The sequence below is a fragment of the Nocardia sp. NBC_00881 genome (genome assembly GCF_045207455.1).
Lineage (GTDB): Bacteria > Actinomycetota > Actinomycetes > Mycobacteriales > Mycobacteriaceae > Nocardia.
Window position 1 is genome coordinate 3,221,797 of record NZ_CP108798.1, and the last position, 16,795, is coordinate 3,238,591.

13 protein-coding genes are annotated in these 16,795 nt (G+C 66.1%); 8 read left to right on the forward strand and 5 right to left on the reverse strand.

Annotated elements, in window-relative coordinates; translation table 11 throughout:
* The first annotated feature begins 83 nt into the window (after positions 1-83).
* Entirely contained in the window at positions 84-4,274 is a 4,191-nt protein-coding gene (hrpA, locus tag OH799_RS13040) for an ATP-dependent RNA helicase HrpA (protein ID WP_406279888.1), read from the forward strand.
* On the opposite strand, the gene nrdR is transcribed toward hrpA, so the two are convergent.
* The 3 genes from nrdR to OH799_RS13055 form a co-directional block, all read right to left on the reverse strand.
* Positions 4,275-4,745 (reverse strand): transcriptional regulator NrdR, encoded by a 471-nt coding sequence (gene nrdR / locus OH799_RS13045; protein ID WP_357260850.1) that lies wholly within the window; start codon positions 4,743-4,745, stop codon positions 4,275-4,277.
* A 209-nt stretch (positions 4,746-4,954) separates the two neighbouring features.
* A complete protein-coding gene (locus tag OH799_RS13050) occupies positions 4,955-5,215 on the reverse strand; it encodes a hypothetical protein (protein ID WP_406279892.1) in 261 nt (86 codons plus the stop codon).
* Positions 5,216-5,319: 104 nt separating this feature from the next.
* Positions 5,320-5,790 (reverse strand): hypothetical protein, encoded by a 471-nt coding sequence (locus OH799_RS13055; RefSeq protein ID WP_406279895.1) that lies wholly within the window; start codon positions 5,788-5,790, stop codon positions 5,320-5,322.
* A 275-nt stretch (positions 5,791-6,065) separates the two neighbouring features.
* On the opposite strand from OH799_RS13055, the gene lexA reads away from it, so the two are divergent.
* The 7 genes from lexA (at position 6,066) to OH799_RS13090 (ending at position 14,668) form a co-directional block, all read left to right on the forward strand.
* Entirely contained in the window at positions 6,066-6,794 is a 729-nt protein-coding gene (gene lexA / locus OH799_RS13060) for a transcriptional repressor LexA (protein ID WP_406279898.1), read from the forward strand.
* A gap of 120 nt (positions 6,795-6,914) precedes the next feature.
* Positions 6,915-8,936: an ArnT family glycosyltransferase gene (locus OH799_RS13065; protein WP_406279901.1), complete on the forward strand. Its 2,022-nt coding sequence runs from the start codon at positions 6,915-6,917 to the stop codon at positions 8,934-8,936.
* 455 nt (positions 8,937-9,391) lie between these two features.
* A complete protein-coding gene (locus OH799_RS13070; protein ID WP_406279904.1) occupies positions 9,392-9,886 on the forward strand; it encodes a hypothetical protein in 495 nt (164 codons plus the stop codon).
* Between the two features lie 228 nt (positions 9,887-10,114).
* Positions 10,115-11,635: a hypothetical protein gene (locus OH799_RS13075; RefSeq protein WP_406279907.1), complete on the forward strand. Its 1,521-nt coding sequence runs from the start codon at positions 10,115-10,117 to the stop codon at positions 11,633-11,635.
* Between the two features lie 569 nt (positions 11,636-12,204).
* Positions 12,205-12,627 carry a hypothetical protein gene (locus OH799_RS13080; protein ID WP_406279910.1) on the forward strand — a complete coding sequence of 141 codons (423 nt, stop codon included), beginning with the start codon at positions 12,205-12,207 and terminating at the stop codon, positions 12,625-12,627.
* Positions 12,624-14,240, forward strand: coding sequence for a hypothetical protein (locus OH799_RS13085; protein ID WP_406279913.1), 1,617 nt, complete (start codon positions 12,624-12,626; stop codon positions 14,238-14,240). Before OH799_RS13080 ends, OH799_RS13085 begins: the two co-directional genes overlap by 4 nt.
* Entirely contained in the window at positions 14,237-14,668 is a 432-nt protein-coding gene (locus OH799_RS13090) for a hypothetical protein (protein WP_406279916.1), read from the forward strand. The genes OH799_RS13085 and OH799_RS13090 overlap by 4 nt, the downstream gene beginning before the upstream one ends.
* Before the next feature lie 331 nt (positions 14,669-14,999).
* On the opposite strand, the gene OH799_RS13095 is transcribed toward OH799_RS13090, so the two are convergent.
* Together OH799_RS13095 and OH799_RS13100 are read right to left on the reverse strand one after the other, a co-directional pair.
* On the reverse strand, positions 15,000-15,728 hold the full coding sequence (locus OH799_RS13095) for a DUF6390 family protein (RefSeq protein ID WP_406279919.1): 729 nt from the start codon (positions 15,726-15,728) through the stop codon (positions 15,000-15,002).
* Positions 15,728-16,795, reverse strand: coding sequence for a HoxN/HupN/NixA family nickel/cobalt transporter (locus OH799_RS13100; protein ID WP_406282048.1), 1,068 nt, complete (start codon positions 16,793-16,795; stop codon positions 15,728-15,730). The genes OH799_RS13095 and OH799_RS13100 overlap by 1 nt, the downstream gene beginning before the upstream one ends.

Here is a 16,795-nt window from a genome sequence, read left to right on the forward strand (position 1 = left end):
GATGACCGCGGCGACCACGGCAACCTCGTCCCTCATCCTCGCGGAAATATCCGGTGGCGGGTTTCGCTAGGCTTGTCGATGCAATGACCAGGACAGCTGCCACCGATCCCCGCGACCTCCGCACCCGCCTGGCGAATCTCTCCCTCCGCGACGAGCACCGGCTGCGGCGCCGGCTGGACCGGGCGCGCGATGGCGACCTCGGCGAGGTCGAAGCCGAGATCGCGGCGGCCGAACTCCGTGTCGACGCCCGCCGCGCCGCGGTGCCGGAGATCCGCTACCCGCCGCAGCTGCCGGTCACCGCTCGCCGCGAAGACATCGCCGCGGCCATCGCCACGCACCAGGTCGTGATCGTCGCGGGCGAGACCGGTTCCGGGAAGACAACCCAGATTCCCAAGATCTGTCTCGAGCTCGGCCGCGGCATCCGCGGCACGATCGGGCACACCCAGCCGCGCAGGCTGGCCGCACGCACCGTCGCCGAGCGCATCGCGGAGGAACTCGACACCGAGCTGGGCGACGTCGTCGGCTACACGGTGCGGTTCACCGACCATGCCTCCGAGCAAACGCTGGTCAAGCTGATGACCGACGGCATCCTGCTCGCCGAGATACAGCGCGACCGGCTGCTCCGCCGCTACGACACGATCATCATCGACGAGGCACACGAACGCAGCCTCAACATCGACTTCCTGCTCGGCTACCTCCAGCAGCTGCTGCCACGGCGTCCCGATCTCAAGGTCGTCATCACCTCGGCGACCATCGACCCGGAACTGTTCGCCAGGCACTTCGCCGCTGACAGCGGCACTCCCGCACCGATTGTCGAGGTCTCCGGTCGCTCCTACCCGGTGGAGATCCGGTATCGGCCGCTCGCGCTGGAACTCCCGGTCGCCGACGGCGAAGAGGACGAAGACTCCCGCATCGTCGACCGGGACCCGGTGGACGCGATCGGCGAGGCGGTCACCGAGCTGTTCGCCGCGGGCGACGGCGACGTATTGGTGTTTCTGTCCGGCGAACGCGAGATACGGGACACCGCCGACGCCCTACGCGATCTGAAGCTGCCGCGCACCGAGATCCTGCCGCTCTATGCGCGACTGTCGGCGGCCGAGCAGCATCGGGTGTTCGCTCCACACACCGGCCGGCGAGTGGTACTGGCGACCAACGTCGCGGAGACCTCGTTGACGGTTCCGGGAATCCGGTATGTCATCGACCCGGGGACCGCGCGGATCTCCCGGTACTCGATGCGAACCAAGGTGCAGCGGCTACCGATCGAACCGGTGTCGCAGGCGTCGGCCCGGCAGCGATCCGGGCGCTGCGGGCGGGTTGCCGACGGCATCTGTATCCGGCTGTACTCCGAAGACGACTTCGAATCCCGGCCCTCCTTCACCGAACCCGAGATCCTACGCACCAACCTGGCCGCGGTCATCCTGCAGATGACCGCGCTAGGGCTCGGTGACATCGAGAACTTCCCGTTCGTCGAGGCGCCGGACCGCCGTGCCATCCGCGACGGCGTCGCCCTGCTCGAGGAGCTCGGGGCACTCGCGCGGCGAATCGGCAAGCTTGCGCCACGGTCGGATACCGCACCGGCACAGGAGGACACGCGACGGGGTGGCGCCGCCGACATGGCAAGTCGCCCGAGGGCGAGTACCCGCGACGACGATGCCACCCTGTCGCTCACGCCGATCGGGCGCGAGATGGCTCAGCTTCCGGTCGATCCCAGGATGGCGCGGATGCTGGTGCAGGCGCAGCGCAACGGCTGTCTGGGCGACGTGCTGGTCATCGTCGCGGCTCTGTCGATCCAGGATGTGCGGGAGCGGCCTGCCGAGCACCAGCAGGCCGCCGACGGCAAACACGCGCGATTCACTGTCGACGGCTCGGACTTCCTGGCCTATCTGCGACTGTGGGAGTACCTCGGCGGGCAGCGCAAATCGCTGTCCTCCAATCAGTTCCGGCGTATGTGCCGCGAGGAGTTCCTGCACTACCTGCGGATCAGGGAATGGCAGGACCTGCACGGGCAGCTGCGGACGATCACTCGGGGCCTGGGCTGGTCGGCGCACGCGGAGAACGCCGCCGGGTCCGGGTCGCCGGAGCGCAAGGCCGACAACGGATCACGTGGCTCCGAACGCTCGTCCACGCGATCCGGTGAAGGGCCGCGATCGAGTTCCCGGCGCAGACGTTCCGGTGCGTCAACGGCAGCAGACCATGCGATAGTCGAGAACGATGGCTTCCCTTGGGATTCCACCGCGATCCATCAGGCATTGCTTGCGGGCATGTTGTCGCACATCGGGCTACGTGAAGCGGAATCGCGCGAGTTCCTCGGCGCGCGCAACGCCAAGTTCATGATCTTCCCCGGCTCGTCGCTGGCGAAGAAGCCGCCGCGCTGGGTGATGGCCGCCGAACTGGTCGAGACCTCGCGGCTGTGGGGTCGGATGGCCGCGAAGATCGAGCCGGAGTGGGCCGAGCGGCTCGGAGGCGATCTGGTCAAACGCACCTACTCCGAGCCGCACTGGTCGGCCAAGCGGGGCGCCGCGCGCGCCTATGAACGCGTCACCCTCTACGGCATCCCACTGGTGACCGGAAGACCCGTCGACTACGGCCGGATCGATCCCGAGCTTTCACGCGAGCTCTTCATCAGACATGCGCTGGTACAGGGCGAATGGCAGACCCGGCACCCGTTCTTTCACCGCAATCGTGAACTGCTCGACGATGTCGCCGACCTGGAGCACCGCGCGCGCCGCCGCGACATCCTGGTCGACGACGAAGTGCTGTTCGAGTTCTACGACAAACGTTTACCCGCCGACATCGTCTCGGTGCGCCACTTCGACAGCTGGTGGCGCACCGCACAGCGCAAAGACCCCACGCTACTGGACTTGTCGACCGCCACCGTGGTCAACGAGGGCGCGACCGCGCTCGACCCGTCCGCCTTCCCCGATTCCTGGCGTCAAGGCGAGCTCAGCTTCCCGCTCACGTACCAATTCGAGCCGGGCACCGAGAACGACGGTGTCACGGTGCGCATCCCGGTCGAACAGCTCGCGCACGTCCGCGCCGTCGGCTTCGATTGGCTGGTGCCCGGTATGCGCGACGAGCTGGCCGCCGCGCTGATCAAGTCACTGCCGAAGACGTTGCGCCGCAGTGTGGTTCCCGCACCGGACTTCGCCGCGGCGGCACTGGCCGCACTGACCCCGCGTGCGGAGCCGCTGCGCACCGGGCTGGCGCGCGAGTTGTCCCGACTGGGTTCGGTCTCGATCGCGCCCTCCGACTTCGATCCGTCTGTTCTGCCCGACCACCTGCGCATGACCTTCGCCGCTATCGGCGGCGATGGCACGGTGCTCACTCGCGGGAAAAGCCTCGCCGCGCTGAAAACACAGCTGGCCGAACAGGTCTCTGCCTCGGTCGCCCGCGCCACCGCAGGCGTGGAACGTCCGCCCGCCACGGTGTGGACCTCCGAGTCACTCGGCATCGTCTCACCGACGGTGCGCCGCCAAGTGGCCGGACAGACCGTGACCGGGTATCCCGCGCTGGTCGCCGAGGGCGACGGTGTGGCGGTCCGCGTGCTCAGCTCCCCTGCCGAGCAGGCGGCCGCGATGCTGCTGGGCACCAGGGCGCTGGTGCTGCACGCGCTGCCCACCTCCGTCCGGTCCGTCACCGCAGGGCTGTCTGCCACGGATCGCCTTGCGCTGAGCCAGAATCCGTACGGTTCGCTGGAGGCGCTGATCGAGGACTGCCGCGCGGCGGCCGCCGACGAACTCATCGCCGCCGTGGGCGGTCCGGTGCACACACCAGACGAGTTCGATGCGCTCGTCGCCCGAATCCGTCCCGAACTCGCCTCCACCGTCACCCGGCTCGTGCGCCTGGTCGTGCCGGTTCTCGCGGGGGCCCACCAGGTTTCGGCCGCGCTCACGGACAGGAGCGAACGCGACATAGCCGACGACGTCCGCGAACAGCTCGACAACCTGGTGTTCCGCGGATTCGTCTCCGAGTGGGGTGGCGCCCGGCTGCGCGAGCTGCCCCGCTATCTGCGGGCGGCGGTGGTGCGTCTGGACGCGTTGCCGGGCTCGGCGGTTCGCGATCGTCAGGGCATGGTCGAACTCGATCGGGTATTGGCCGCCTACGACCGCCTGATCGGGGCCCTGCCGGAGCATCGCAGGCATGCTCCCGCAGCGGCCGAGATCTGGTGGATGATCGAGGAATTCCGGGTCAGCCTGTTCGCCCAGAAGATCGGCACGCCGTTCCCGGTGTCCGCCAAGCGGATCGAGAAGGCGATCGCCGCGGTCCGACGCTAGTCAGTCGGCGGTAGACAGCGCCTCGTCGCGCGCCTGGCGCATCTCCCGGATCTCGCGTTCGAAATCGTCGGCGGAGGTGAACGACCGGTAGACCGAGGCGAACCGGAGATAGGCGACCTCATCGAGGTCGCGCAGCGGCCCCAGGATGGCCAGGCCGACCTCGTGGCTGGGCACCTCCGGAGAACCCTTGGCACGCACCGCGTCCTCCACCTGCTGCGCGAGCAGGTTCAGTGCGTCGTCGTCGACTTCACGGCCTTGGCAGGCGCGCCGCACGCCGCGAATGACCTTCTCGCGGCTGAACGGCTCGGTGACTCCGCTGCGCTTGACCACGGACAGGATGGCGGTCTCCACTGTGGTGAACCGCCGCCCACACTGCGGGCAGGCGCGACGGCGGCGAATGGCCGCGCCCTCGTCGGCCTCGCGCGAGTCCACCACCCGGGAGTCGGGGTGTCGGCAGTACGGGCAATGCATCCGAGAAATCCTTCGTCGATGCGTGTGCTCGCGGCCGGACCGGCCGTCGATCGCGGCGATCGGTCCGGCGAGCACGTGTACAGAGGTCTATACCTCAGCACCAGGTATTCCCCACTCGAACCCGGAAATACCTGCATAACAGTTCGAGGATACCCGTCCGAGTACCCGAGCCGTCGCACTCGCCCACGGCTACCGCCGCGCCACCTCGTTCATTCGACGATCTGCCGGTGCGCGGTCAGGTCCGCGAGGAGGTCCGGCAGCCGCGAGACGAGGCGGCCGCGGGCTGGTTCGGGCCAGAACGGCTCGCCGAGGACGGCGCCGACCAAGACCGGGTCGGGCTCCAGATCGATGTGGCGTGGCAGCAGATCACCGGTGATGTAGGTCCACCTCGTGTCGCGGTCGGCCCAGTTGAAGGCGGGCAGCGGTAAACGCAGCGCGAAACTGTGGATCGCGACGTCGCCGCGGGCCATGGCCGTGGCCGGGGCGAAGACTCCAGGCGCACGGACCCTTGGGACGGCGGGCTTGCCCGTCTTCGATCACAATTCCGGCCACGATGAGTGGCCGCTTCCGCCGGTCAGCGCGGCGGTGGCGCGCCCGCACCACCTTGGCCGTCGACCACGGCGGGCACCGACCCCCCGGACTCGCCGCCCCAGTCGCCCGCCCGCACGTGCGCCAGCACGATCAGCCCCGCCACCACAAGGGCGGTCAGCAATGCCGTCACGGCGAGCACGGCGAAACCGACCTGCGCCCGCTCTACCCGCTCCATCGGATGCCGGCCCTGTGCCCGCCGGAGCGCGGAAGTCCGTGCAGCACGGTCGTATAGGACCGCAGTGCCGCCAGGGCGGGCGCCGCGGGGGCGCCGATCGACAGCGGAGCGATGCGCGGGCACCATCGCCCTGGCGCGCGGGTCGCCGCGCCGCACACGGGGGCCCGTCTCATAGCCGAGATCAACCGCCGCAGCGGCGGCGGCGCGGCGGTCGAACTCCGCACCTGCCGCACCGATCGATGTGGTGATGTCGCTGATCGCGCTGATCGCAGTGCTCATCGGACAAACCTCCGTGGTGAGTGCTCCGTCGCTGTTCGAGCCGGTGTCCCATTCGAACACATGTTCCCAACTCATTCGATCACGTGTTCGACGAACGTGTGTTCGATTTCTACCACGGCAGAGCGACGAAGTCAGCGGAAACGCCCGACATGCGTCGAACAGATGTTTGATACATCGACGCGACCGGACTAGATTCGAACTACCAAATGCACGACAGGCCATGACGACAGACACCGGCGCGGATCGGCCGGGCACAGCAGGAAAGGGCGGTTGCGGTGAGGCACACAGGCGACACGGGTGACGAGACCGGAAGCGGCGCCGACTCGGCGAGTACCGGAGCGGATCTCACCGTGCGTCAGCGCAAAGTGCTGGAGGTGATCCGCACTTCGGTGAGCGAGCGCGGCTACCCGCCGAGCATCCGGGAGATCGGTGACGCTGTCGGGCTGACGTCCACCTCCTCGGTCGCCCATCAGTTGCGCGCCCTGGAACGCAAGGGCTACCTGCGCCGCGATCCGAATCGTCCACGCGCGGTGGACGTTCGAGGCCTGGACGAGGTGGTGCGTTCGGTGACCAGTCTGCCGGTCGCCGCGGTGGATGGCTCCGATGTCGCCGTCGACGCCGGCCGTCCCGTGCCCACATTCGTGCCGGTGCTCGGCCGCATCGCCGCCGGTGGTCCGATTCTGGCGGAACAGGCCGTCGAAGACGTCTTCCCACTCCCCCGCGAGCTGGTCGGCGACGGTTCGCTGTTTCTGCTGAAGGTCGTCGGCCAGTCCATGATCGACGCGGCGATCTGCGACGGCGACTGGGTGGTCGTCCGACAGCAGAACGTCGCCGACAACGGCGACATCGTCGCCGCGATGATCGACGGCGAGGCCACGGTGAAAACGTTCAAGCGCACCAGCAGGGACGTCTGGCTGATGCCGCACAATCCGGTGTTCGAACCGATCCCCGGCAACGACGCCCAGATCCTCGGCAAGGTCGTCACGGTCATCCGCAAGATCTGACGACAGGAGCGACGGCAACGCGCGTCGGCCGCGCGGACATGCACCGTGACCTCCCACGTTCACAGCTGATTGACAGCAAGCGCGCAGGGAATCCACGAGGCCACTTGCGAGACTGCCGCGGTGACAGCGATCAGCGCCGACGCGGCCCCGCCCGATGCGACCACAACTATCGATCCCGATCCGGTCGGGCTACCGCCTGCTCGTCGGTGGGAGCGAGCGGGTCTGGCGGTGCTGCTGGCCGGGACGGCGGTCGCGTATCTGTGGCACATCACGGTCAACGGCATGGGCAACGGTTTCTACGCCGCGGCGGCCTCGTCCGGTGCGCGGGACTGGAAGGCACTACTGTTCGGCTCGCTGGATCCGGGCAACTTCATCACCGTCGACAAACCGCCGGTCTCACAGTGGGTGATGGGGTTGTCGGGACAGCTGTTCGGATTCAGCAGCGCCAGCATGCTGGTGCCGCAGGCGCTGATGGCCGTCGTGGCCGTGGCACTGCTGTACGCAACGGTGGCCACGGCGACCCTCAGCCGTGGCGCCGGCCTGCTGGCCGGGACCGCCCTGGCAGTAACGCCGGTGGTGGCGTTGATGTTCCGGTTCAACAACCCGGACGCGGTGATGGTGCTGTTGATGACCGCGAGCGCGTCCTGCACGATCAGGTCGTTGCAGCGGGCTAACGCGCGCTGGCTGATGCTGGCCGGCGTCGCGCTCGGATTCGCGTTCCTGGCGAAGATGCTCGAAGGGCTCATGGTGTTGCCCGCGCTGGCGCTCACCTACCTGATCGTCGCGCCGACCTCGATGCGAAAACGGCTGCTGCACTTGCTCGCCGCCGCGGCGGTGTTGCTCGCCTCGTCGGGGTGGTACGTACTGCTGACGATCCTTTGGCCCGCCTCGTCGCGGCCGTATCTGGCCGGGTCGACGAACAACACGTTTATGGATCTGGTGCTGGGCTACAACGGCTTCGCCCGCATCCTGGGCCACAATCACCACGGCGGCAACCGATTCGCGTTGCCACCCGGGTACGAGTTGCCGAGCGCCCTGGGCCAGGGCCGCGGTGGGTTCGGCGGATTCGGAGGCGGGTCTGGTCCGACCCGACTGTTCACCGGCGAGATCGGGTTCGAGATCTCCTGGTTGCTTCCCGCCGCCCTGCTCGCCTTCGTGCTGGTGCTCGCGTCACGTGGGCGCGCCCCGCGCACCGACCCCGTCCGCGGGACCGCGCTGGTCTTCGGATTGTGGCTGATCATCGACGGCGTCGCGTTCACCACGATGCGCGGCGGCATGCACGCCTACTACACGCTGGCCATCGGTCCCGCCGTGGCCGGAATGTTCGCGATCGGCGTGGCTGAGGTGTGGCGTCGGCGCGAGGAGGTATTCGGCCGAATCGGCGCTGCCGCATTGGTGCTCACGTCGGGACTGTGGGCGTTCGTGCTGCTGAGCCGCAACGCCGAATGGCTGCCGTGGTTGCGCTGGGCGCTCGCGGTGGTGTCGGTGGTGGTGGCGCTCGGTCTGGTCGCGGCCGCGTTCCCGGCCGTGTCGCGGCGGGTTCACGCCAGGGCGGTCTCGGTGGCGGTCATCGTGGGTGTGCTCGCCGGGATCGGCGGATCGACGGCGTACGCCGCGGCCACCCTGCCGCAGGCGCATACCGGGGGTGGTCCGACGGTCGGTCCTGCGAAGCCCGAACAGCCGACACCGGCGAACGATATGCGCAGCGAGGTGATGTCGTTCGTGAACGGCGACACCGAGCCGCAAGTCGCCGCGCTGCTGCGCACTACGACAACCACCTGGTCAGCCGCTGTGGACCGTTCCTCGGTCGCCGCATCCCTCGAGCTCGCCAGCCGCACCCCGGTCATCGCGATCGGTGGCTTCACCTCCGACGACCCGGTTCCCACCCTCGATGATTTCCAGACCATGGTCCGCACCCATCAGGTGACGTATTACCTCGCGCAAGAGGTGAAACTGCCCGACTCATGGCGAGTACGCAACCAACCGGGCGTTCCCCTGGGCGCGGGGCAAGCGAGCGCCCCGGGCAACGGGTTGTGGCGTCCGGCCGGGCACAAGGACATCGCCGACTGGGTCTCCACGCACTACACCCCGGTGCGCTTCGGCAACGTCGCCGTCTACGACCTCACCGTCCCGGCGCACTGACCTCGGCTGTTCACGCTAATTCCGCCACTGCGTGGCGGAATTAGCGAAAAGGTGCCCTGAACTGCGATAGTTCGACTTGTCGAGGATCGAATCGCGCAGTTGCAGGAGCAGCTTCTCGGTGGACAAGTCTATGTCGTGGTATCCGTCGCTGAAAGTTGACGGTGATGGTTCGGGGGTTGTGTCGCAGGCTGGTGCGGTCGCGCTGCTGCGCATTGCTGCCAAGGCAGGGTTGGACCAGGCGTTGTCGGCGGCGCTGGCACCGTGGCGCAAACCGGTAGAAAATGGCTCGGGAAACCGAACTTTCGGCCGGACTTAGTGAAGTGTGCACATGCGTTGGCGGAAACGGCGGCAATGATGCTCTGGTGAGGAGATCGGTTCCCTCGGTGGGCCGAACGGGGTCGGCGCCTCTAAAGCAGAATCCACTCGCGGCACTATGAACTGTTCAGCTGGGTCTGGTGGATCAACGCCTGGAACGCCGATCCCACACCCGACACCCTGGCGCCGACGATGCACGGATCGTGCAGGTGGACATGCTGTTACCGTCGGATGCGGCTGCGCCGCATCTGACGCTGTATCTGCTCGACGGCAACGGCTCCGACGGCGGGGCTGGGCAGAGCACCTGGACCTCGAAAACCGATGCGGTGCGCTTCTTCGCCGGCAAGCTGGTCGCCGTCGTGCTGCCGATAGGAGGTGGCGGCACCGGCACCTGCTACACGAACTGGCTGCGGGACGATTCCGGTCTGGGACACAACCAGTGGGAGACCTTCCTGAACCGAGAGCACCCCCAAGCTTTCCCCGTTATCCGGAGGGCTCCGATTTGTGGTCTGACACGACCGGAAGAAGTCATCTGCGGCAGCACCGAGGAACAGTTCCGGTGTGTTTGTGCACAGTTCACAACAAACAATGGAAAGTGTGTTCTCCGAAGCCGTTTCCGGCCTCCGGCCCGCTGACTATGGTCTTGCATCATAGCGGGTAGACAGTGATCGAGGTCGAACGTCAGATTGCCGAAGTGGAAGGGTGCCGCGCGATGCTATTTTGTTGCTCAATGGCCTGTGCTGCAACTGTATTCGTTTCTGGTAAGGAATTCTGTTGGTTGAGGAACGGGTGACGGTTCGTATTCTGGCCGGGGCGGCCGAGCCGAATGCCACGACGCAGAACCCGAAGGCCTGGGTCGTGAGATGAGCACGGTGCCCGCCTTGCAGGCGGCGTTGGATTTGATCGATAGCATGATGTTCGAGATCCTCCCACCGTTCCTGCGGCTGCCGGGCTTGCGGCGCGTGATCGACATCGCCCTGATGCCTCCCTCGCCGGGTGGCTCGCCGACGAGCATCACCGACCGGGCGGGCGACTATGAAGCCGCGGCGAAGGCATGGAACAGCTCCGCCATAGATTTGGCCGGCGTGGCAATCCGATCGCTTCCTGTCGCTTGGCGTGGAGCGGCTGCGGCGACCGCGACGGAAGCTGTTCAGGCTCTGGTATCCCAATCAGAGGCCGGCTTGGCCGCTTTTCAAGGTGGAGCCGATGCATTGAATGTTTTTGCCGAGAAGCTGGCACAGGCACAGAAAACCGATGAACAGGGCGTCGAACTGCTACAGCTGGCGAAGGCGGCGACGCTATCCCCGAGCGGGTCGGGGCTCGAGTGGTTCGAGATTCGCGATCATGCGGCGCAGGGCTGCCATCGCCGCCTCACCGCCGCAAAGCTCTGGGCTGATGCGGCAACCGATGTGGTGAGCGCACTCAACGAGTTTGCCGCGCGAGCCCGGGCGAGGCAGATCAATTCGCCCGGCATCGATCCATTGTCGTCGGTAGTTCTGGCATATGCCGGGGACGACGGCTCTACGGAGGATCCCCTCCTGGGTATCCTCACGCCGATAGCGTTGGAACGGGCCTCGCAACTGCTGAACGATATGTCGGAGGCGGATCGCAAGGAATTCGAAAATCTGCTGGGCGCCGCCGAATCCCCGCAGGAGGCCGCGCACATCTGGAAAGCACTGGCAGCTGGATATTCGCTGGCCGACGTCCAGTCATTCGTCAAATTGATACACCCGCACGGGAATGACCTCAGTTGGCTGTCCGAGCATCTGAACCCAAACGTCCGCAGCGGCAGTACCATGTTATACGGGCAAAACAAGGGTAACTGCGTTGCTGCGGCCACCGTCATCGCACGAGCCGCCAACGACCCGGTATTCATGCTGGGGTTAACCACTGGTCAAGGTCCGGCCGCAGTGGCCGGCGCGACACCGGGCGACGATTCCTCCACCGCGTTCCGCGACCGGTTGTTTCATATCTACGATGCCACCGACGCCACCTGGGACAGAACGACCGAGGACAGGGCCGAACTGTTCACCACCATGCTCCAGCCGTCAACCGGCGACACCTACACCGTGACGTTTGTTGATGGCGGTTCCCCTTCCGAGTCGGCGGCGGCGCGGCAGGCGATGTTGCCGGAGATCGAGACCGCGGTGAATGCGGGCAAACCGGTTCCCATCACCCTGGATCGGGACCCCGGGGAAGAGGGAAATGCCCACGAAGTGGTGATCATGGCGGCGCAAGATGACATGCTGGTGATCTATAACCCCTGGGGCCACACAGAATGGGTCACCAAGCAGCAGTTCATCGACGGTGAGCTGGGCGCGCTCACGAACAGTGACCCGAATGAAGGTATGAGCAATGCCGTCGATGTCAGCCTGCCACAATGAGCGACCCGAGGATCGGGCCAGCCTGTGTGGTCTGTGGTGATGGTGGCATGCGCCACCTGGGTCGCTGGTCGGAGGGTGGCGCGGACTTTCGCGGTACGGTCGGATCCGTATTTCCGGTGTGCTTGTGCACAGTTCACAACAAACAATTGAAAGTGTGTTGTCCGAAGCCGTTTCCGGCCTCCGGCCCGGTGGCTAGGGTCTTGCACCATAGCGGGTAGACAGTGATCGAGGTCGAACGTCAGTTGCCGATGCGGAAGGGTGCCGGCGATTCTCTTTGTTGCTGAATTGCCTGTGCTGCAATTGTATTCGATTCTGGTAAGGAATTCTGTTGGTTGAGGAACGAGTGACGGTTCGCCTTCTGGCCGGATCGGCCGGGCCCAGCCTTGCTTTCATGGTAGGGATGGTCAGTGGGAGCGGAGAGGTTGGAAGCTGTGCCGGATGGCGACGGGGGCGAGGGTGACGCGACGGGAAACGGCGGTTCGCAGGGGTCTACCTCGGTAACGCCGGTTCCACCTCCCCCAGCACTGGGTCTATGGCTCGATCCGGACGGGATGTTGTCCCCCATAACGATGGTCGATCTGGTAATCGACAATCTCACCGCGATAAATAAACTCCTGGCAGGATCGACCGGAGTTCTCGGCGTGGTGCCTCCATTGATGAGTTATTCCGGAATGTTCGGCGATATGGCTGTCCAATCTGCATGGTCGGAATTCCATCAGGCCTGGGTTCGCGAGACGGGTGTGACGAGCTCAGCAATAGTCGAACTCAGGAAACTGCTGCCCGACGCTGCTGCGAAATATGAAGGAGCAGATCTGGATGGAGGCCGGGCGGTCAGCGGGGTGGATACCGTTACGCCTGGCTCGGGGGTATCCCCGGCGGACCCGCTGCCCATTTTGAGCCTATTGAAGTCGGATCTGTCCAATTCGAGTGGACTTGACGTGCCCGAGCCCAATGCCACAACGCAGAACCCGAAGGCCTGGGTTGTGAGATGAGCACGGTGCCCGCCTTGCAGGCGGCGTTGGATTTGATCGATAGCATGATGTTCGAGATCCTCCCACCGTTCCTGCGACTGCCGGGCTTGCGACGCGTGATCGACATCGCCCTGATGCCTCCCTCGCCGGGTGGCTCGCCGACGAGCATCACCGACCGGGCGGGCGACTATGAAGCCGCGGCGAAGGCATGGAACAGCTCCGCCATAGATTTGGCCGGCGTGGCAATCCGATCGCTTCCTGTCGCTTGGCGTGGAGCGGCTGCGGCGACCGCGACGGAAGCTGTTCAGGCTCTGGTATCCCAATCAGAGGCCGGCTTGGCCGCTTTTCAAGGTGGAGCCGATGCATTGAATGTTTTTGCCGAGAAGCTGGCACAGGCACAGAAAACCGATGAACAGGGCGTCGAACTGCTACAGCTGGCGAAGGCGGCGACGCTATCCCCGAGCGGGTCGGGGCTCGAGTGGTTCGAGATTCGCGATCATGCGGCGCAGGGCTGCCATCGCCGCCTCACCGCCGCAAAGCTCTGGGCTGATGCGGCAACCGATGTGGTGAGCGCACTCAACGAGTTTGCCGCGCGAGCCCGGGCGAGGCAGATCAATTCGCCCGGCATCGATCCATTGTCGTCGGTAGTTCTGGCATATGCCGGGGACGACGGCTCTACGGAGGATCCCCTCCTGGGTATCCTCACGCCGATAGCGTTGGAACGGGCCTCGCAACTGCTGAACGATATGTCGGAGGCGGATCGCAAGGAATTCGAAAATCTGCTGGGCGCCGCCGAATCCCCGCAGGAGGCCGCGCACATCTGGAAAGCACTGGCAGCTGGATATTCGCTGGCCGACGTCCAGTCATTCGTCAAATTGATACACCCGCACGGGAATGACCTCAGTTGGCTGTCCGAGCATCTGAACCCAAACGTCCACAGCCTCGACACCACATTTCGAAAAGGCGGTGAATACATATTGGATTATAAAGGCAAATCCACCTACACAACACCAGCAGAGGAGAAAGGTAAGGTCTATGTCCTCCCCTTATACGGCCAAGACCCAGAGCACTGCGTCGCCGCCTCCACCGTCATCGCACGCGCCGCCAACGACCCGGTATTCATGCTGGGGTTGACCACCGGTCAAGGCCCTGCCGCTGTGGTCGGCGCGACACCGGGCGACGATTCCTCCACCGCGTTCCGCGACCGGTTGGTTCATGCCTATGGCGCCACCGACGCCACCTTGGACAACACCCGCGATGGCAGGGCCGAACTGTTCACCACCGTGCTCCAGCCATCAACCGGCGACACCTACACCGTTACGTCTGTTGATGGCGGTTCCCCTTCGGAGTCGGCGGCGGCGCGGCAGGCGGTGTTGCCGGAGATCGAGACCGCGGTGAATGCGGGCAAACCGGTTCCCATCACCGTGGATCGGGATCCCGGGGAAAAGGGGGGGTATATGCACGAATTGGTGATCATGGCGGCGCGAGGTGACAAGCTGGAGATCTATAACCCCTGGGGCTACACAGAATGGGTCACCAAGAAGCGGTTCATCGACGGTGAGCTGGGCGTGGTCACAGACAGTGACCCGAATGAAGGTCTGAGCAATGCCGTCGATGTCGGCCTGCCACAATGAGCGACCCGAAGATTTGTCGCGACGAAGAGCTGCGCGGGATCGACGTCCAGGCGGCGATCGCTGCCGGCATGGCTGAACCTGACGAAGCACGCCCGGCCCTCTTCGGTGCGGCGGCAGTAGCTGCGGCGTTGCACGCGGAGGAACTCGAGGTCGGCCCGTATCCTCTCGAATTCCTGGCCGGCTGTGTGCGGGCGCTCGGCTTGGACGGCGCATTGGAGCTACGTGAACCGCTGATCGGCGAGCAGCCGACCGAGCTGGTCCGCGGTTGGATGTCGGCCGCCCGCCCGCCGCACAGCCCCGATGCCCTCCGCGACCAACTATTCGCAAGGTGGCTGGACGCTGTCGCGGTGGTGTTGGCCGCGCGCCGACATATCCGAGCTACTACATTCGCCGAGAAGATCGGCTTTGAAGACGACGACGCGGTCTGATCAATTCCTATCCCCTGACCGCGTAGAGGCGGCGGACGCTGCGGGCGAAGTCCAGGACCTGGGCGATCGCGGAGCGGAAGAGGCCGACCTCGGCGCTGATACCGGTCGAGTCATGGATTGATCTGCGGCCATGAGGATTCGGCACGCTGTCGACCGGGATGACGGAGAGAACTCGACCCGCGATGGCACGCGCCACCGACCAACGAGCGCACTGTCGGGCAGACTGCGGCCGTGTCAAAGATCAACGCAGTCGAACCTGAGTTGCTTCAGTTCAGCTAACGGTCCGCAGCGCGCGATATGCCCTGGGCAGGGCATATCCGAGACAGCGGTCTCATCGTCGTACGGCAAGGCGCCGGTTGGTGACCTCCAGCTGGTACGCCGTGCTCGCCGCCAAGGCGCGGACCTGTGCGTCGTCGAGGCGTCCGCACAACCGCCCCCAGTGCACCGCGACCTGCTCGCCCACCGACACATCCGGCACCGCCGCGTAGCCGTCTACCCGAATCGGGATGGGCCGCATCGTTTCCCCCGACAGCGCAAGCCGCCCATCCCAGCTCAGCCTGCGACAGCGCAGCGCGATCTCGGTGTCGGTGCGGTCGACCACCGTCCCCCACGTGATCCGGCAACTGTCGAGTACATGCAGCGGATGTCCGTTGCCGTGCCCGAGCAGACGGGACCACGGGTACACGCCGAAGACGTGGAAGCAGTGGTTGGCCGCGGCCTCGTCGGCCAGCTCCGGGCCCAGATGCGTCCAGTACCCGCCCGCGACCGGGCCTAGCAATGCCAGCAACTCGGCGGTGAACTCGGCTGGGTCCAGGTCTGCGCTGATCCCGCCGCCCAGCCAGTAGGACTCGACGAGGCGGCGATCCAGCGGGTCACCGATTCCGGTCATCGCCGACATCACCCGCAGATACGGCCACGCTCCGGTGAACCGCCGAGCCACCGCCCGCACCTGATCGTCCGTCCCGTCGCGCAGCACGACCGCGTCGGGGGGCCCACAGTAGCCGAGCCGGTTGGGGGCGTAGGCGTACCGGGCGAACATCTCGACTCCGCCGCCTGCCATCAGCCGGGCCGTTCTCCGATGCGGTCGGCCCGCCACCGCTGATCGAGATCGCCGAATCGCCACACCCCGACAGCGATCAACCAGGTGAGCAGGAACAGGCCGACGACGAGGAAGCCGAGCGCGCCGAGATCCAGGTCGCCGACCCAGGCCAGCGGACCGTTGGTGACGCTGAGCTCGTCGGTCAGAATCGAGATCATCTCCTGCGCGCCGATCAGCAGGGCGACGGCGACCGACAGCCCGGTGACCACAATGTTGTAGTAGATCGTGCGGAGCGGACCGGCGAACGCCCACCTGTAGGCGTAGTTCATGCAGGCGCCGTCCAGCGCATCGAACAGCGCCATGCCCGCCGAGAACAGCACGGGCAGCACGAGAATCGCATACCAGGGTAGGTCGGTCGCCGCCGCGCCGCCCGCGATCACCAGCAGGCTCACCTCGGTGACGGTGTCGAAGCCGAGGCCGAACAGCATCCCGACCGGATACATCCGCCATGGCGTACGCACCGCCCGCGTCAGCGGCCGCAGCATCCGGTTCAGCGCGCCGCGGTGGTCCAGCTGCCATCGCAGCGCGGCCTCGTCGTAGTTGCCCCGCAGTCCCCCGCGGAACACCCGCCAGATCCCGATCAGGGACACCAGGTTCAGTAGGCCGATGAGGATGAGAAAAGTCCCCGATACTCCGGTGCCGAACACACCGGTCCAGCGGCGCAGCCCGGAGTCCCCCTCGCGCAGGGTCGCCGCGAGCGCCTTGACACCGAACGCCAGCAACGCGACCAGGACGAAGACGATGGTCGAGTGTCCGAGCGCGAACCAGAACCCGACCGACAGCGGTTTGCGCCCGTCGGCCACAAGTTTCCGGGTGGTGCTGTCGATCGCCGCGATGTGGTCGACATCGAAAGCATGCCGCATCCCGAGCGTGTAGGCGGTGATGCCGAGCCCGACGCCGAACACCGCCCCGTCCACGATGTAGCGACCGGGAACGACGAACAGGAGCAGCGCACCCCACCCGAGGGCGTGCAGCACGAGGATGACGAGCGCCATCCCGACGACGCCGCGCCGCTGCCTCCGGTCCAG